The organism is Reticulibacter mediterranei (genome assembly GCF_016587455.1).
In genome coordinates, this window is sequence record NZ_BNJK01000001.1 from 2,313,611 (window position 1) to 2,331,422 (window position 17,812).

The window sequence follows — 17,812 nt, forward strand, 5'->3', positions numbered from 1 at the left end:
ACACTCTACCATAGCACTAAGCAAGCACGGTAGCCGTAACAGAGTGAATGCGTGGCAGGAAGGTGGCGATCTGTTGCCAGCTATCACCGCGATTATTGCTGGCGAAGAGTTGTCCTGTATTGGTGCCTGCATAGACGCCGCAAGGATCGTAGCTATCAGTAGCCAGACCGTGACGTAGCACGCCGATACGCACACCCTCGCCTCCTGGCAGCCCTTCGGTCAACTCTACCCAATGATCGCCAGCATTATCGCTACGATAAATGGTAAACTGATTGTTGATATTATAGCGTCCCTCGCCATTCATCACGGCAGTATACAGCGTGTCGGGATGGTTGATATCCATCGCGATAGGGAAGCCGAACTCGGAGGGGAGATTATTGCGCATATCGATCCAATCATCCCCACCATTCAAGCTTTTATATTCCCCCTGGTGGTTCTGCTGATAGAGGACATCTGCTTTCGTGGGATGTTGGATCAAGCGGTGGACACAAAAACCGTATTCAGGCAGAGGGGCGGGCAAATAATCGGCGCACAGATTTTTGTTGGCAAACGCCCAGGTCTCGCCGCCATCGTCGGTGCGCAAACAGCCTACAGAAGAAATAGCAACCCACATTCTGGATGCGTTACTGTGATCTGGTACAATCGAATGCAAGCACATTCCACCAGCGCCGGGCATCCAATTGGAAAAGGTTGGGTGAGAGAGCAAACCCTGGTTTATTTCCCAGGTCTCACCGGCATCATGACTGGTCCAGAGGCTCGCATGATCTGTTCCAGCATAGAGAGTCTCAGGCTCATTGGCTCGTCCCGGCTCAACCATCCAGATGTTTGCCAGCTTCAGGCCACTTTCTGGCGAGAAACGGATACCCTGCTTCGGCTCCTGCCAGCTTTGTCCAAAGTCGTCGCTATAGCGCAACACGGGACCGGAAGCATCCTTATCGGAGGCAAAGAGGCGATAGTTGTTGCGCGGATCAAATGCAGAGTAGTAGACAGAGGTGTTTTGGAGCGCGGTCTCTTCGATACGCCACGTGACGCGATCTTGAGACGTGACCAGAAAGAGGCCTGAAGCGGTACTTACCGCTAATACGACGGTGCCTTTGGGGTATGTACTGATAGACATGACGTTTTTCTCCTTTATTGAAGTTGAATGAAGGCATCAGCCACCAGCGACGGACTGTAAGATGTACATCGTGGAATCAGGAGGAACAGGCGTATCGAGTCCCTGATAACGGCGCACATCTTCACTATTGAGAAAGATATTCACGTAGGGGCGCAACTCGCCCGTTTCGTAACAGAGATGAAAGAGCAGACCTGGATAGCTCTCATCGAGCTGATCAATGACCTCGCGCACAGTCTGACCGCTTGCCGTCACAGTCGCACGATTATCTGTCTTCTTGCGCAAAGCGTTAGCAATGAAAATCGTAACAGGCATACGCCATTCTCCCTTCCCTGATGCAAGAATAGAGGGAAACAGACAGAATGTACCGGAGTCTCACGACGGAAATCCGCCTGTTTCTCATACGAAAGCTCGTTCTTTTCGGGTTTGCAAAAAACGGAAATCCAGTTCTCCTGAAGCTGCACTAGAAACCCTATCCATCCGACTTGCGAGCAGTTCCCTGCACAATTAGTATGCCTGTTGCTGCAAGTACTCATCCGAGACATGCTTGCCATGTATGCATTGAATTTTGCGTACGTGAAACTGCTTTCTAACCCTTCCCGTATTAAAGTTAAGTATATTCATGAGAATTGCAAATAGAAGCATTCGACAAAGGAGGGTCATATGCTAGCCTCTCTCTTCGTATTAGCAGATGGTGTCACCATTAAGTTTGGTGATAACGTGTGGACTTTTGGTCTCAATTTCATTCTCTACCTGGTCATTGCTGCCGTTGTTGGCTTGATAGCCGAATATATCGTAGGTTGGCGTCTCCCGCTAGGCATTATCGGCGCGATTGTTGCTGCACTGGTCGGGATCTGGTTGATGACACAGGTGATCGTCATTACTGGCATAGGCGATTGGGTCTTGTTTGGCGTTCCCGTCGTTCGAGCGCTGATCGGGGCCATTCTCTTTACAGCTCTCTGGCATCTCCTGACCTATGGGTTAACGCGCCATCGCTATCGCGCTACTGTATAAAAAGGAGGTATCCGTTTTGCCACAGAAGAAGCCGTTGAAAGGCGTCAGTGATAAAGAAGAGCGTCAGTACGAGCATATCAAAGAATCTGCTGAGAAAAGCGGTCGCTACGGAGACCGGGCAGAGGAAGTGGCTGCTCGTACTGTGATGAAACAGCACAAAGAAAAACATCACAAGAAGGGACAGTAGTGGTGCAGGAAGCAGGAATAGACAAGATCGCTGGTTGCCGTAGAAGTGCAACCAGCGATCTTGTTTCAAGCAACTGGAGCAGGACTGAAGGAGGCTAACGTTCTACTTTGATAACTCCAACTGCTCCCTTGCTGGCATTGGCAAAAGAGTGCGTCACGAACGGGTACGAGCCAACTTCCGGGATCGTCAACTCAACAACCGCACCACCCCCAGGAGGAACCGTCACCGTCTGATTGCCAACCATATGATTTGCCGGGTTGCCATCAACATAGACATCGCTAAAAATTGCCCCGATGACATGGAAAGCCGAGAACTGCGTCGGTCCTGCATTCATCAGGAAGAGGCGAATACGCTGACCGACCTTCGCCTTCAAAGGTGCATCGTGATACTGTTCGGCATAGCCGTTAAAGACAACATAGTCAGGAATGCCATTCATCATCTTGGTAGGATCAACGCTATAGGTGCCATCCTGTCCCTTTGTTGTGTAAAATTCACTCTGCGTCAGTGAATACTCTTGAGCAGGTGTCCAACCATTGGCAGGATCGACAATGATCGTTCCATACATACCATTGGCCATATGATAGATCACAGTTGGAGTGCCGCAGTGGTACATGAAGACGCCAGGATAGTTTGCCTTCCAGGTAAATGTGAACGATTTACCAACGCCAATCGATTGATAGTTCACGTTCCAGGGGGTCTGCGCGGCGTGGAAATCAATGGAGTGCGCCATCGTCCCTTCGTTGACAATTGTCGTATGCACCATCTGGCCCTGGCGAACCCGCAGCACTGGCCCTGGCACCGTACCATTAAATGTCCAGGCATGGTAAACAATTCCAGGAGCAATAGTGATCAGATCATCCTTCATAGTAAGCTTGATATTCACCTCGTTCCCAGATGGGGCAGCAGGAGGCACCGCGTTATAGGTCTGATGCTTGACATTAGCGGTAGAGACAGAGGAACTGCTGGTGCCAGACATGTCCATATTCCCCATGCCTACACTTGAACTGGATGTATTGGTAGTACTTGAACTAGTTGCCTGCGAAGCGGATGAGGAATTGGTCGCCGGACGCAAATTGGCTAAAACAACACCCAACATAACCAGGAGTGATACGATGGTAATCGAGACACATGTTATGAACCAGCCATTGCCGCGAGAACGACGCTGCGGCCTTACCCTGTAGCCATTGGTAGCAGGCAAAGGTATCTCAGTAGAAACTTTCGTTGAAGCCGTGACCTCTTCAGTTCTGATGGCTGACTGCTTCTCGCGCAAAACGGCCTCGTCAGATTGGATAGTAGCCTGTTGATCCCCTGTGGGACGCTTCCTCACCTGGGTCATAAACTGGCCTCCTTATGTTACGAATGCAGGATTGTTTCAAGATAAAAATATCGTTAAAAAGAGAATATCTGTAACTCGTCTCAACCCGATCACGTAGACACAATGCAGTATCACAAAATAAGCACAGAGCAAACGTCTACTTTTGAGAAGTATCTCTGATGGTAGAGATTTTCGTGATATACTGTTAAACAGGCAGCAAAACGAGTTACTATCTTTACCCAACATTCAAAAGCGTATTTTCTGGGATAATACCTGGGCCTTTTGCAGCTTTGAAAGCAAACAAGCAGGCATCGAATGAAAGGCAATATTTGTACAGCCCCATCAACTAAGGAAGCAGGTATACAATGCTCAATGCAGTTTCACTGAATGTGATTAATAATTCAAAGTTCACGCAAAATTTCATCAAACCGCGTTACGATTCCTACTGCTTTGCCAATCTCCCCGCAACTATTACTTCTCTCTTTACGGGACAAAAGCAAGACTTAGCCCTTCCTCGCGATGTTTTCGGCAACCTACCCACCCGCTACAACAAAGTTATTTTCTTCTTTATCGATGCCTTTGGCTGGAATTTTTATGACCGTTACGCCAGCAAATACAACTTTTTGAAAACCATCCTCACACATGGCATGATTTCCAAGATGACCTCTCAATTTCCCTCAACCACCGCTGCCCATGTCACCTGCATTCATACTGGTCTCAACGTCGGGCAGGCCGGAGTCTACGAGTGGAATTATTACGAGCCGCTGGTAGACGAGATGATCTCGCCTCTGCTCTTCTCTTATGCTGGAGATAAAATTAGCAGAGATACGCTCAAACGTTCATCTGTTCCCCCGACAGATTTTTTCCCGCAACAGACCTTCTATCACACGTTACAGACACATGGCGTTAGCTCGCATATTTTTCAGTATCAGGCGTACTCCTCATCCACCTATTCAGATATCGTTTTCCGAGGAGCAACCGTTCACCCTTACAGAACCCTGTCCGACGCCTTCACACAACTGGCCGAGCTTGTGCGCACCCCGGCAACAACCCCGAGCTACTATTTTCTTTATTTTGATCGCATCGATCGAGAATGTCACAATCACGGCCCTTATGCGCGTCAGTCGGTCGAGATTCTCAATTATTTTTCGTCAATGATGGAGCAATTTTTACGCAATGTTCGTGGGAAAGCGCCCAACACGCTATTTATGATGAGCGCCGATCACGGCCAGGTCGCGGTCAATCCCCGCACCACCTACTACCTCAACCAACAAATACCCGAAATTGTGCGCTATATGAAAACCAATCAGCGTGGCACCCCTCTTGTCCCGGCTGGCTCACCACGCGATATGTTCCTACACATCAAAGAAGAATGTATAGACGAAGTGATCGGCAAATTGCGACAGTGCCTTGTCGGACGCGCTGAAGTGTATACGACGCAAGAGTTGCTGGCCCGAAACTTCTTTGGTTTACAGGCACCATCGCCCACCTTTTTAGCCAGAGTGGGCAATGTGGTCATCCTTCCTCACAAATATGAGACAGTATGGTGGTATGAAGAGGATAGGTTTGAAATGCACTTCCAGGGTCATCACGGTGGACTGACCCCGGAAGAGATGGAAATTCCGCTACTCCTACTACCCTTATAGCTTTTTAGACTCTTTTGATCGAGAAGCGTGTATAGAACCCGCGTATCCCATCGACGACTCGTGGCAAGACAAGTATACTCAGAACCGTTATCCACAAAGTCAGCGCCGTTGAGAGCAAATTTCCGAGCAGCAGCGCACCGAGCCATCCCGCAGCGCACGCGACCACCGCGCCAAGCACAGGCAGCCAAATCCAGGCCAGACGTTGCCATGAAGAGGGAGCACATCGCGCAAGCCAGGCCAGGCCACCTATGAGCAGGCCGATTGTCAGCCAAAGCAAGGAGAGAAACAACATACTACCACCTTTCCCGGCTTATGAGGCCAGTTGCAAAACGCGATATGTTACGCTAAAGAGACGAGAGCCGTCGCCGAGAATCTGAGCCAGATCCAGATGCGACTTCACCTCGACATGCTCGAAGATGTGAAACTCTACATAATCGTGTTCGTGATGGAGCTGCATCAGGGCAGCCGCAAAGTCGCGCGACTCGGTGAAGGGCAGAAAGGCATCGTTGCGATCATGCAGCAGAAAGATGGGAGCGCGAATTTCGCCAATTACCCGACTGGGAGAGAGCGAGGCAAGCTCTGCACGGACAGCAGGAGGGAGCGCGGCCATATTTGCATCCACTTTATCCGGCTCGTTGCCAGTGAGTAATTCGTAGGCAGCGCGCGCTCCCGGCGAAAGGTGAGCAATTTCCTGGGGCGAGAGCGGAGTGCCACCAGGCGCGAACACCGCACGGATGCGGATCTGCTCATCAAAGGGCAGCAGACCTGTTATCACATTAGCCAGCACTTCAACAGAGTACGCTACCGGATGCCAGGGTTCCAACTTGCCATCAACCAGCACAGCACGACGGCCAACGGCTTTGATGGCACTCTCAGTATTGAAATAGCCACCAAAGGCCGCTATATACGCAACATTATCGCGAATACGAGGGTCGGCAGCGGCAAGGCAAGCCAGCGGTACACCAGCACTAAAAGCCATCATGCCCAGATGTTGCCCTGCCAGACCGGGCTGGTGCGCAAGCATCTGAAAAGCCTGCACAACCCCATCGCTATCAGCTGCCGAAACCTCATTACTGAGCAAGGTATCGGTTGTCATATAGATTGCTATAATACCTGACTGCGCTAAAGACTGAGCAAGGTTAATAAGTTGTGCTTCCCCGCGTTGATCGCCCACACCGGGCAGAATGAGAACACCGCTGCGAGCATGAGGCAGCCAGGGAACGGGCGTCGTGGGGGCATAGATATCCAGGTAAACAGTGCCATTCTGCGAAGGAATGGTCATTTGCGTATGCTGTACAGGATCGCCCATCACTTTTAACGGCTCAGGTTCGGAGCCAGTGATCAGTGAAGGCAACAGAAGCGTTGTGCGCACAAAGGCACGTCCCCAGGGGAGCACTGAACAGGCAAACCCGAAGAGCAACAGTACAACCAGCACACAACGGGCGGCGAATGTTATGGCTCTGTGCTTGCGTTTTGTATATTGGCGTGAAGCGGCGGTAGGTTGTGCCGTATCACTTTTTATTGTCGATGTTGCATCGCTTTTTACCACAGGTCGTGCAGAGATTATCGATGACGGCTCTTCCGGTTCGTCGTGAAGCATATCGATCCTCCCAAAGCCTCGAAACATAGCTTGCTTGTATTCTTTGAGGCAAGTATATGCCAGTTCGAGAGAGAGAATGAGGGTCAACTGACCCATTTTTCGTGCATAAAAGAAACGTATCAGCTCTGAAGACGATCTCGCTGCTGGCTCTGATATACCTGTGCGAGGGCGACAAGTTGCCGATGAGAAGAGAGCAGGCCGTCTGGTAGCTGATCTGGTGGAAAAAATCTGGCCTCGATCACTTCTTTCGGGTCAAGCTTCAGCTCGCCACCAAGCAACTGCCCAAGAAAGCTCGCCTCAATACGCAATTTATAGCCGCTCACCATTTGCAGCAGCGCCCCGGTTTCAACTGCATAGCCTGTCTCTTCTCGTACCTCCCGGCGCAATGTGTCCTCCAACGTCTCGCCGCTATTAGCATAGCCGCCGGGTAAGCCCCACGATCCCTCGCGCCAAAAGCGATGCCTCAACAACAAGATCTGGCCTTGATCGTTAAAAATAACTCCGTTGACCCCAACAATAAATTTGTGGTGAAAGAGCCACAAAACATACCATTGCCATCGACCGCGCATCGTGCGCCACACTTTCGCCAACAAATACGCCATATACACACCTTGATACAGGAGATGAGAACAACAAGCGGCTTCTCTTCATCTAGATTACGAGTTTTTACAGGCAAATGCAAGCAACACAGTGGAATAACCAGGGCTTTCCAGTTCTCCGCTCAAAGGGGGGCAGGGGTCTCCCTGCCGGGGCCTGGGGCGTCCCCAGTTTCCTTCCCTCCTTCGCGCGCCGCCTGCGGCGGCGCGCAAAAGAGAAGAAAAAAGGTTTTTGCGGGGACACCCCGCACCCCGGCAAAGGGCTGCCGCCCTCTGCACTCCTGCTAGATGGGAGATTTGGAAAGCCCTGGTGGAATAACGACCTGTATAGAATTTTTTCGCTTCTATTTTAATTCTCCTCTCATTGCTTACATCTATCATACAAGTAAATGCCTTAACATTTTCATAAAATATATCTCCTATAATACAAAGATTAACACTAGATATTGCAAGTAGAAGCACGATTAGCAGTAACAAATGCTTATAATCCGCGCCCTTATCTGTGATTCATCCTGGTTTGCTTAGTCAGGCCAATATCATGCCAACGAGAGGAGAAGATATGGCGAAGCACATACATTGCACGAGCGAGGTTGCACAACTACGCCAGCAAATGGAACGAGAATGCGAAGCGATGCATTTAGCGTTAAGGGGTACAGCGATTGTAGCCAGACATGATATTATCTCCCACAGGCATAGAATACTGGATAACTATCAGGGACAGCTAGAACGGTTTGTCGGCTATCAGCAAGCGTTGCAAATCTCATTGGAAGTATACGATCAGGCCACAGCACGCCACCAGCCGGGCAGCCCATAAACCTCCCGATCGACAATAAAAAAGATACTTCACAAGGGAACTGTTGGGAGTAACTGGATTTCTAAGGAAGTGAAGTATCTCTATCCAGTATAGTGACTGATCCAAACAGGCAATGCTCTCTATTTTCATGCTCACAACTGTATATAATAGAGGTGCTGAATAAGCATTGTATACAGGAGGTTTTCACTATGTCCGCAGAGCAGAATACTACTACGCAAAATCAACTACCACTCTTGAGCGAGCGTTTGCGTGCAAGCATTCTTCCCTTCTGGAACCGTCATCTGGAGCATCCATTTGTGGTTGCGCTGGGAGATGGTACGCTGCCACAGGAGAAATTCGAGTTTTATATTCGCCAGGATGCCCTCTTCCTCGACGAACTGACCAAAACATTTGGCTATGCAGCGACCAAGAGCAGAGACCGCACCGAAATGGAGCAATTTGGCAAGTTACTCTTGAACACGATCCAGGTAGAGTTATCGCTGCATCAACAATATGGAAAACGCTTCGGGCTGACCCCAGATGAGATGGCCGCTACCCGAATGGCTCCTACCAATTACGCCTACACACGGCATCTGCTCTTCATCGCCGCCACCGGCACATTGCCAGAGCTACTCACGGCCATTCTTCCCTGTGCCTGGATCTACGCCAACGTTGGCAATCATTTCACGAGCCAGAATTTGCCTCTCGTTCCTGACCATCCCTACGCCGATTGGCTCTCTACCTATGCCTCGCCCGATTTTGATGCGGTCGGCATCTGGCTACGTGAGCGCCTTGACGCCTACGCCGCCCACATTAGCCCCAACGAGGAAGCGCGTCTATATGATATTTTTCTGACCAGCACACGGTACGAGTGGCTCTTCTGGGAGATGGCCTGGAAGCTAGAAGCGTGGCCTGTCTGAGATAAAGCAATCTTTACATCTGGCGAGTGGTTCTCGAAATGTGGTACAAATCGTTAGAGAGACATTGGCTCTTTATTCACAGTAGACTAAGGAGAACCGGATGCGGGCTATCGCTATCTTCCCCAAAGAGAAATCCATCAAGTTGATCGAGCATGAAGCGCCCCACATTACATCGCCCACGCAAGTAAAACTACGCATGCTGGAGGTCGGTGTTTGCGGTACAGATAAGGAGATCTGCACCTTCAGATTTGGTGCGCCACCACCTGGATATAACTATCTCGTGCTGGGACATGAAGCACTGGGAGAGGTTGTCGAGGTTGGAACCGGCGTCCAGAGGTTGAAACCCGGCGATCTTGTGATACCAACGGTGCGCCGCCCTTGTAGTGACTCTAACTGCCGCGCCTGTGCCGTCGCCAGACAGGATTTTTGCTTTACTGGCGAATACACCGAGTATGGTATCAAATCTCAGCATGGCTATATGACGGAATTTGTGGTCGATGATGAGCAATTTATGCATCCGGTTCCACAGGAACTACGCAATGTGGCAGTACTGACCGAACCGCTAACAATCGCGGAGAAAGCGCTTTTGCAGGTCTGGGCTATGCAGCAGCGCCTCCCCTGGCAAATGCCAGATGCTCCAGCAGACCAGCCAGGCAAGGGCTTGAAAGCGGTTGTGTTAGGTGCTGGACCCATCAGTTTGCTCGGCAGTATGGCATTGATCGTGGCAGGCTTTGACACTTACGTCTATTCGCGCTCGGTGCCACCTCACCCCAAAGCGGAACTCGTCCAATCTATTGGAGCCACGTATATTTCGAGCAAGACCACATCCGTTGAAGATATGGTCAAACAGGTCGGCAATATCGACCTGGTCTACGAAGGATTGGGAGGATCGACGCTGCCTTTTGAGGTCATGAATCACCTGGGAAGAAACGCGATCTTCGCCTTTACCGGCGTGCCGACCTTCACAACATCGACACAGGCAACCGATCAGCTTATGTCACGGCTGGTGGGCAAGAATCAGGTTGTTTTTGGGACGGTCAACGCTGGCAATGATGCCTTCGCAGCTGCTATTCGCGATCTGCATATATTTACACAGCGCTGGCCCGCCGCCGTGCGTTCGCTGATTAGCCAGCGCGTTTCAATGGAAAATGCCCAGGACGCACTACTTGGGAAATATGGTGGCATCAAAACCGTTGTCACCATCGCCGAATAATATCCTGCGAAACAACTCCCAACATTTTCTTCACGAGAGAAGTCATGTTCCGCTGAACCCGATCAGTCAAGACATGGCTTCTTTGCATCCTGTTTCATCTACGCCACGTATTTACCTTAACAATGTTGATAACTCAGGTTGCAACAAGAGGTTTCAAATAAGTGAGGAAAATGAATGCATCCATCAACAACATTCAATAGCAAACAAAATGAAGGGGATAATACATCTGCATCAGAGGAAAGCAGGCAACTCATCCATCCTCCGCGCCCCTGGGAAATAGCGGTATGGGTTGTCGGTCTGGTTCTATTCATCGCCCTGGCCGTTTTCATACATGGACATCCTGCCCCATTACCCCTGGAATTAGGGGTAACAAAAATGCTTCAGGGATCTCATCCCAATCCCTGCGTCTACGCTCAACTACCACACATGCCGATCAATAACCTGATCGATTTTGTCAGTAGCTTAAACAACCCGATTCTTTCTATTGTTTCACTCGCCATCGCAGCTATCATCTTACTCATCTTTCGCTTATGGCGACAGGCTATCTTTCTCGTCGTCATTGTTGGGGCAGGAACAGGACTGTTTACGCTCCTGGGTGATATCGTTGGCCGTCCACGACCCGATGTGAAATATGGCATCTGCGTGCATGATCTCATCCCGTTTCATAGTTTCCCCTCTGGTCATGTTATTCATGATGTCGTTTTTGCTGGCTTTTTATTCTACATTAGCATTATTCCCCCCGTCAGCACGTGGCGCTACCGCTGGCTACTGTTCCCGCTTCAAGGGCTTGCTATCGTGGATATTCTCCTGATAGGCTTATCCCGCCTGTATGCTGGCGAACATTGGTTGCTCGATGTTACAGGAGCTTACCTGACTGGTCTGCTGTGTCTGTTCCTCTTCATTTTTGTCTATAGGTGGACTAGCAAGCGACTAGTAAAAAAGTCATAATCTCCTATTGTAAAAATTTGTAAACAATCAATACTCTGTCAAGTCGCGTCTAGTGCGATGTGAGGGCTATACAGGTGGGGCTTTCAGGGACATTTTTACGCTGTCAACCCCTCATCACCCCACCATTGCCTTTACTAATATCTTACATTGTTGTACAATGCACACACAATGTTTTCTTGTGTATTCTTTTGTGCGGCTCTTGCCTTGCTTACATGCGATGAATTTTAAGAATGGAGTGAAGTAGAAATGAGTGATCTACTAACAGTATCAGAAGTGGCTCGGATTTTGCGCGTGGACGACACAACCGTTCGCCGTTGGGTAAAACAGGGAGCGTTGGAAGCCGTTGTGCTACCACACGTGAATGCAAGGCAGGCTTATCGCATCAAACGCGAGACGCTAGACCGGGTGCTTGGGGACAGCAGCCTGCTGCAACAACAAACGGCAGAATAACTCCATTTCGGCATAATATATAGATGATTATCAATAACTGATATCGTACTGGCGACAGGGGTATTTATCCAACATGTTGTGGATGTAGTCTGGTATGCGCAATTACACTGCGCTTCTCCGGTAGAGAGGGAATGGCACCACCGCCAATGATGTATTGAAAGAGAGGCTAGGAGTAATATCCAGGCATAAGAATACGATATCGCGATAACACTGTATCATATATTATACGAAAATGTTCTGTTCGTTTCAAACGTGGCTAACCAGCTATGTACATAAGAATGGTTAGCGCACAAGAGAGCATACTATTCGTGCTGAATGGTATGCTCTTCTTTTTTACAGATCATTATTCCCTCGTAAAGAGAGGCTCAGGAATGTCGTTGGGCACAATGACCTTTAATGCACCCGGTGCAACGGAGAAGATGGTGGGAGGGAAACCGCGTAGTGCGGTATAGCCGGTGGGATCGCCATCGACCTGAATCGCGACTGGCACAGAGGTATGGACCTTAATCTCTCGCGAGGATTCGTATCGTACCCATTGTTGCCGCTTCTTCCGGCCAAATAAGAAATCGGCAAAGACAAAAATACGCCCGAAGATATTCTGGCTACGCACCACACAGACATCGAGCAGCCCATCGTCGCATCTCGCCTGCCAGGTAAACTTGATCGCTCCGGCATACAACTGCGTGTTGCCAAAGATGATCTGAAGGGTGCGAACACGTTTTGCGCGTCCTCCCTGCTGTAAAAACGCCTGGAAATTGGGATAGCCAAGACCCAGCCAGGTGCCCATCAGAATATAGCCCAGTACGCCAAAGCGTTTGATTGGCTTGCGCTCAACGGCATGCGTGACCTCAGCATCGAAGCCAATTGTCGCCATTAAGAGAAAATAGCGATCATTGACTTTCCCAAGGTCAACACGTCGCATTTGCCCGTGCATCAGCACCTCGCGCGCCTGCACGATATCCAGCGGAATGCCAGTCTCACGCGCCCAGACGTTGACGGTGCCGCCAGGCAACACGCCCAGAGCCGTCTCGCTGCCTGCCAGTTCTTGAATCACCTCATTAATCGTGCCGTCGCCGCCAACTGCGACAACCACATCCAGTTGCTGTTCAACCGCCTCGCGAGCCAGCCTGCCAGCATCGCCCTGAGCCTCCGTAAGCTTCAAAGCAACATCCCAACCATGCTCGCGCAAGCGGATGATCGTCTCCTCTATTTGCATGGCATTCTGCGTATAGCTCCCAGCAGTAGGATTAGCGATAACGATCGCACTGATCTTTTGTGGTACTTCAAGAGAACGCTGCTCCTGTACGTCTCCTTCTTGCATCTGTTACTCCCTTTTTAATTTCCATCTACTAATGAATACGGGATGGAAGGGGTAAACATCTACAGTATCTTAAAATGATGACAAATGTGCCTACCGGTCATCCGTTCAGACGGCCAGCTGTCTAGAGCGAACTGCCACGCCCGCTAACTTCTCGCCCCAATTACAAAAGGTCGGAGTTACTTTTCCGCAGAATGAGATGCCTTTCTACCAAGCGCATAGGGCTGCTCTCTTTCTGCTGAGAGAGGTTTCATGAAAGCTTCTCCCTCATGGGTGAGTCTACTCTACCTATATGATACTGATGGGTGCAAATCTGCTGATGATATTCTTGCCGCTACGAGTGCTTGCAATTTCCGTTTTCAAACACCAATGTAGTATACTTGAAGGGAGTGCGAAAAATGCTATCAGTATATATCTTGCCCGAAAGGTGTTACGATGTCCCTGATCGAGCGTCTATGCAAAAACAATCTGACACTGCTAGCTGTATTATTAGGAGTGCTCCTGGGAGGAACAATAGGGCTATTGATGGCATCCAGATATGCACCTGAAACATTTCATCCTCAACTCCAATTACCCGTTAGTGCTGACAACAGTGATGACACGCCGCACCTCCTGCATGGCAAAATAGCCTCCCTGAGCTGGATCGTCGGTCAGGATTGTCAGCGAGGTCTGCAAGCGTATCTCCATACCGCCGACCTGCTTCCTGATGCGGCGCTGGTCGGCACGGGCTGGCTCCATCCAACCAACGGAAAGCTGATTACTGGAAAGAGCAATAACTGCGTTGCCAAAAGCGCGAGTATGGATGCAGTGGTACGACTTATTCACAGTCATGGCGGCATGGCCTATTTAACGCTCACGATGATGACAGACGGGACAACAGATGCCTGGACATCTCAACAGCAAGCCGAATATATTACGAAAGCCACAACAACACAGAGTTATATCGATATAATTGTGCATGAGGTATTACGCGCCAATTACGACGGCGTGATTATGGACCTGGAATCGACTCCACCCGATTATCCCGCCATTCAGCAATCGTTTGCGCTCTACAACCAGCATCTATGGGCTACGCTCAAAGCGCATCACAAGCTCTACGGTATTGCCCTGGTCCATAAAGTGAGCAACCACGACAGCTACTATATCCTCAATGGCTTTCAGGATTGGCGTCTGTTGGCCCATAGTGCCGATTTCATGGTGATTATGGCCTTAGATCAATCATATGCAACGCCCGGCCCATCTGTGAGCCTTCCCTGGCTAAAACAGATCCTTGCCTATGCCCAACAAACCATGCCTGATATGCTGCCTGATATAATCTGGGAACTGCCACTCTATGGCAATAGCTGGCATCAAGCAAACGAGGCGTGGGTCTTCGATGGTCTCATCAATTATCAGGAAGCCCAACATATCCACTCGCAGGTAGACGAGACGCGCATTGATACGAGCGCAAGCAATCTGGATGGTGCCACAGATACTTATCTGATCTATAGCGATGAGGCGGGAGTCAAACACGCGCTCTGGTATCATACTGCGCGCAACCTGTACACGATTATTACCGCATTCAGCCGGACATTGGAAGAGACGTCGGAATTTGGCACAGCCGTTCCTCAGATCGCGGTCTGGTATCGCAGCACTCAGGAGCCGGGCGAGCTATGGCCTATGCTCGCCACATCGCTGCTCAATAGCCCGTAGTCTCACGCCCTCATTTAAGCTAGAGACGGCTCATCGCGCCACCATTGACATGCAAGATTTGTGCCGTCACCCATTCCGCATCGTCGCTACAGAGATAGCGCAGACACCCGTAAATATCTTTACTGGTCCCCGCACGCTTGATCATCCCTTGTTGGACGATACGCTCAAAAGCTTCAGGGGTATATTGACGTTGAACCGCCTCGTTATAGATCGGGCCAGGGGCGATGGCATTGCAGGTAATACCAGCATCGGCGACCTGTTGAGCAAGGCTGTAGGTCAACTGGTTCAACGCCAACTTGCTAACCGAGTAGACGCTGCCCGGCTTATATGCTCCACCAGAAGAAATATTGACAATGCGGCCCCACTTTTGCTGGCTCATAAAGGGGATCACGGCCTGGCTGCACAAAAGCGCTCCTTTCAGATTCACATCCAGCACGGTATCCCAATACGCGGTATCAATCTCTAGCAGAGAGACCGACCGCAAATCTCCCCAGATAGCGGCGTTGTTGACGAGGATATCAATATGCCCAAAAGCCTTCATAGCCTGTTCTGCCATCGTGTTTGCACTGGTTGGACTGGTTACATCAACGGAGACGGCCAGCACCCGATCAGTAGCCTGCAACTCGCGTGCATTTGCTTCTACAGCCTCGCCTTGAATATCAGCCAGAACAACGTTAGCGCCATCCTGCAAGAAAAAGCGCGTATAGTCCCGCCCCAGGCCACGAGCGGCCCCGGTAACAATGGCAACTTTGCCATCAAAGACGCCCATATACCCTCCCGGTGTGTAAAGTGCTAATCAATACGTAATCATACCGCCAGTTACGTTAATAGATTGGCCGGTCATATAGCGCGAATCGGGGCCAATAAGAAATGAGACCACGGAGGCTACATCATCCGCTTCACCAATACGGCCCATCGGCACGCGGCCCACCCGTTCATTTCTGATCTGGAGCGGCGTTTTCCCTGTAACGCTGGCGAACTCTCGATCTACCACATCCTGCATCGGCGTCTCAATGATGCCCGGACAGACGGCATTGACACGCACCCCTTCAGCAGCATAGGTCAGCGCAAAGGTCTTGGTCATCGCAATCACAGCAGCCTTGCTGACGTTATACACGGGATGCTGTGGAGTGCTGGCTGCCTTCCCTGCGAGCGAGGCCATATTGACGATACGCCCGCTGTGCTGAGATAGCATGTGCCGTAGCGCGAGTTCGCAACAAAAATAGACGGCTTTGGCATTGACATTCATCACGGCGTCCCAATGTTCTTCAGTCACATCCAGCGGCATCGCCACCCGCTGGATCGCCGCATTATTAACCAGGGCATCGAACCTGCCAAGCGTAGTCAGAGTTGTCTCAAACAGGCGTTGCCGATCCTCTGCTCTGGTGACATCGACGGCCAACGCCAGCGAACGCCTCCCCAATGCCTGTATCTCTTCCGCCACACGCTTTGCTCCCTCCTCCCGATAATCGGCCACAACCACATCCATACCATCCTGAGCCAGACGCAGGGCGATGGCGCGCCCGATCCCCTGGGCCGAACCAGTCACTATCGCCACCTGATCTTTCACTGATTGTTCCAAGTGCTTCTCCTCATCTTTCTAATTCTACAGTGCTTGCTTCTCTATCCCTATTGTTTCCCGCGCCAGCAAGCAATGTCAATGGCTTGACATTCTCTCCTTCAACGGGCTACATACAAGATGTATCCTCTTTGGAGAGAAGAGGATATGGAGTAGTACGCATGAGGAGATACTGGATGCAAAAGACGCTGAACGTTGGCATTGTTGGCTACAAATTCATGGGGAGAGCGCACTCCAATGCCTATCGCCAGGTGGCAGCATTTTTCCCTGATGTCGCTTTTCATCCCGTCATGAAAGCGATATGTGGACGCGATGAGGAGGCAGTGCGCGCTGCTGCGACACAGCTTGGATGGGAAGGCTACGAGACGGACTGGCGCAAACTGGTGGCGCGCGACGATATCGACCTGATCGATATTTCAACTCCCAGCGATACCCATAACCCTGTTGCGGTTGCTGCCGCCGAACATGGCAAGCATATTTTCTGCGAGAAGCCGCTGGCAAGAGATATGAGCGAGGCTCGTCGTATGCTGGCAGTTGTGCGACAGGCTGGTGTAATCGCAATGGTCAACTTTAATTACCGGCGCGTGCCTGCGGTACAGTTGGCAAAACAGTTGATCGACGAGGGGCGCATTGGGCAAATCTACCACTGGCGCTGCGCGTATTTACAGGAGGGTGGGGCCGACCCGCAGCGGCCCATAACATGGCGACAACAGAAAGAACATGCTGGCAGTGGTGCCGTTGGTGATCTTGGCGTTCACGTCATCGATCTCGCCCGCTTCCTGATTGGCGACATTACAGCCGTCACTGGCCTGACCACGACATTTATCAAACAGCGCCCTATCGCCGGTGCGGAAGATCAAACAGGCACCGTCGATGTCGATGACGCAGCACTCTGGCTGGCCCGTTTCGCCAATGGCGCGATTGGGAGCTTTGAAGTCACCAAGCTCGCCAGAGGACGCCGCAACTACAATTCTTTTGAGATCAACGGCTCAAAAGGGAGCATTGTTTTCAACCTGGAACGACTCAACGAATTGAACGTCGTTTTCGCTGATGATCCACCTGAGATTCGCGGGTTCCGCAACATCCTGGTAACGGATCGCTCGCATAAATACGTCAGTGCGTGGTGGCCAGCCGGACATATTATCGGCTGGGAACACACCTTTACGCATGGCATCTACGATCTCTTGAACGGCATCGGCAGCGGCACAACACCAGCCGCAACCTTTGTAGATGGCCTGCGCGCTCAGGCAGTTGTTGAGGCAGTGGAGCGCTCATCCGGCAGCGGAAGCTGGATCGAACCTGATTATAGCGAATAAATCTATTTTCATAAAAGAGCGGGAGAGACATATATGGGTCAAGCTATCTCATATATGTCTCTCCCGCTCTTTTTCTCTTTTAGAGACAAATTTGCGACACCTATGCGATAG

19 protein-coding genes are annotated in these 17,812 nt (G+C 50.6%); 10 read left to right on the top strand and 9 right to left on the bottom strand.

Features of this window, described 5'->3' with window-relative positions; genetic code table 11:
- Positions 1 to 16: 16 nt before the first annotated feature.
- Together K3T83_RS09915 and K3T83_RS09920 are read right to left on the bottom strand one after the other, a co-directional pair.
- Positions 17 to 1,117, bottom strand: coding sequence for a WD40/YVTN/BNR-like repeat-containing protein (locus K3T83_RS09915; RefSeq protein WP_220202809.1), 1,101 nt, complete (start codon positions 1,115 to 1,117; stop codon positions 17 to 19).
- Between the two features lie 36 nt (positions 1,118 to 1,153).
- Positions 1,154 to 1,429, bottom strand: a complete 276-nt coding sequence (locus tag K3T83_RS09920; RefSeq protein ID WP_220202810.1) for a MoaD/ThiS family protein — start codon at positions 1,427 to 1,429, stop codon at positions 1,154 to 1,156.
- Positions 1,430 to 1,777: 348 nt separating this feature from the next.
- On the opposite strand from K3T83_RS09920, the gene K3T83_RS09925 reads away from it, so the two are divergent.
- Positions 1,778 to 2,128 carry a hypothetical protein gene (locus K3T83_RS09925; RefSeq protein WP_220202811.1) on the top strand — a complete coding sequence of 117 codons (351 nt, stop codon included), beginning with the start codon at positions 1,778 to 1,780 and terminating at the stop codon, positions 2,126 to 2,128.
- 16 nt (positions 2,129 to 2,144) lie between these two features.
- The gene (locus K3T83_RS09930; protein ID WP_220202812.1) at positions 2,145 to 2,315 is read left to right on the top strand and encodes a hypothetical protein; all 171 of its coding nucleotides are present in this window, start codon (positions 2,145 to 2,147) and stop codon (positions 2,313 to 2,315) included.
- Between the two features lie 94 nt (positions 2,316 to 2,409).
- On the opposite strand, the gene K3T83_RS09935 is transcribed toward K3T83_RS09930, so the two are convergent.
- Positions 2,410 to 3,651, bottom strand: coding sequence for a multicopper oxidase domain-containing protein (locus K3T83_RS09935; protein WP_220202813.1), 1,242 nt, complete (start codon positions 3,649 to 3,651; stop codon positions 2,410 to 2,412).
- A 344-nt stretch (positions 3,652 to 3,995) separates the two neighbouring features.
- Between K3T83_RS09935 and K3T83_RS09940 the strand changes: the two genes are divergently transcribed.
- Positions 3,996 to 5,276, top strand: a complete 1,281-nt coding sequence (locus K3T83_RS09940; protein WP_220202814.1) for an alkaline phosphatase family protein — start codon at positions 3,996 to 3,998, stop codon at positions 5,274 to 5,276.
- A 4-nt stretch (positions 5,277 to 5,280) separates the two neighbouring features.
- Here the strand turns inward: K3T83_RS09940 and K3T83_RS09945 are convergent, their stop codons facing one another.
- The 3 genes from K3T83_RS09945 to K3T83_RS09955 all read right to left on the bottom strand — a co-directional run bounded on the left by K3T83_RS09945 (position 5,281) and on the right by K3T83_RS09955 (position 7,478).
- A complete protein-coding gene (locus tag K3T83_RS09945; RefSeq protein WP_220202815.1) occupies positions 5,281 to 5,568 on the bottom strand; it encodes a hypothetical protein in 288 nt (95 codons plus the stop codon).
- 18 nt (positions 5,569 to 5,586) lie between these two features.
- The gene (locus K3T83_RS09950; protein WP_220202816.1) at positions 5,587 to 6,876 is read right to left on the bottom strand and encodes an alpha/beta hydrolase family protein; all 1,290 of its coding nucleotides are present in this window, start codon (positions 6,874 to 6,876) and stop codon (positions 5,587 to 5,589) included.
- A gap of 119 nt (positions 6,877 to 6,995) precedes the next feature.
- On the bottom strand, positions 6,996 to 7,478 hold the full coding sequence (locus tag K3T83_RS09955) for an NUDIX domain-containing protein (RefSeq protein ID WP_220202817.1): 483 nt from the start codon (positions 7,476 to 7,478) through the stop codon (positions 6,996 to 6,998).
- 553 nt (positions 7,479 to 8,031) lie between these two features.
- On the opposite strand from K3T83_RS09955, the gene K3T83_RS09960 reads away from it, so the two are divergent.
- The 5 genes from K3T83_RS09960 to K3T83_RS09980 all read left to right on the top strand — a co-directional run bounded on the left by K3T83_RS09960 (position 8,032) and on the right by K3T83_RS09980 (position 11,796).
- Positions 8,032 to 8,286, top strand: coding sequence for a hypothetical protein (locus K3T83_RS09960; RefSeq protein ID WP_220202818.1), 255 nt, complete (start codon positions 8,032 to 8,034; stop codon positions 8,284 to 8,286).
- Between the two features lie 188 nt (positions 8,287 to 8,474).
- Positions 8,475 to 9,185, top strand: coding sequence for a thiaminase II (gene tenA / locus K3T83_RS09965; protein ID WP_220202819.1), 711 nt, complete (start codon positions 8,475 to 8,477; stop codon positions 9,183 to 9,185).
- A gap of 100 nt (positions 9,186 to 9,285) precedes the next feature.
- Positions 9,286 to 10,398 (top strand): glucose 1-dehydrogenase, encoded by a 1,113-nt coding sequence (locus K3T83_RS09970; protein WP_220202820.1) that lies wholly within the window; start codon positions 9,286 to 9,288, stop codon positions 10,396 to 10,398.
- A gap of 174 nt (positions 10,399 to 10,572) precedes the next feature.
- The gene (locus K3T83_RS09975; protein WP_220202821.1) at positions 10,573 to 11,346 is read left to right on the top strand and encodes a phosphatase PAP2 family protein; all 774 of its coding nucleotides are present in this window, start codon (positions 10,573 to 10,575) and stop codon (positions 11,344 to 11,346) included.
- 246 nt (positions 11,347 to 11,592) lie between these two features.
- Positions 11,593 to 11,796: a helix-turn-helix domain-containing protein gene (locus K3T83_RS09980; RefSeq protein WP_220202822.1), complete on the top strand. Its 204-nt coding sequence runs from the start codon at positions 11,593 to 11,595 to the stop codon at positions 11,794 to 11,796.
- A 343-nt stretch (positions 11,797 to 12,139) separates the two neighbouring features.
- Here K3T83_RS09980 and K3T83_RS09985 read toward each other — a convergent pair whose 3' ends face one another.
- Complete coding sequence (locus K3T83_RS09985; RefSeq protein WP_220202823.1) at positions 12,140 to 13,117, bottom strand: diacylglycerol/lipid kinase family protein; 978 nt, start codon at positions 13,115 to 13,117, stop codon at positions 12,140 to 12,142.
- Positions 13,118 to 13,549: 432 nt separating this feature from the next.
- Between K3T83_RS09985 and K3T83_RS09990 the strand changes: the two genes are divergently transcribed.
- Positions 13,550 to 14,806 carry a glycoside hydrolase family 18 protein gene (locus K3T83_RS09990; protein WP_220202824.1) on the top strand — a complete coding sequence of 419 codons (1,257 nt, stop codon included), beginning with the start codon at positions 13,550 to 13,552 and terminating at the stop codon, positions 14,804 to 14,806.
- Between the two features lie 19 nt (positions 14,807 to 14,825).
- Here K3T83_RS09990 and K3T83_RS09995 read toward each other — a convergent pair whose 3' ends face one another.
- Positions 14,826 to 15,575, bottom strand: coding sequence for an SDR family oxidoreductase (locus K3T83_RS09995; RefSeq protein WP_220202825.1), 750 nt, complete (start codon positions 15,573 to 15,575; stop codon positions 14,826 to 14,828).
- Between the two features lie 27 nt (positions 15,576 to 15,602).
- Complete coding sequence (locus K3T83_RS10000) at positions 15,603 to 16,388, bottom strand: SDR family NAD(P)-dependent oxidoreductase (RefSeq protein WP_220202826.1); 786 nt, start codon at positions 16,386 to 16,388, stop codon at positions 15,603 to 15,605.
- Positions 16,389 to 16,561: 173 nt separating this feature from the next.
- Between K3T83_RS10000 and K3T83_RS10005 the strand changes: the two genes are divergently transcribed.
- Positions 16,562 to 17,701, top strand: coding sequence for a Gfo/Idh/MocA family protein (locus K3T83_RS10005; protein WP_236064863.1), 1,140 nt, complete (start codon positions 16,562 to 16,564; stop codon positions 17,699 to 17,701).
- Positions 17,702 to 17,812: the final 111 nt, after the last annotated feature.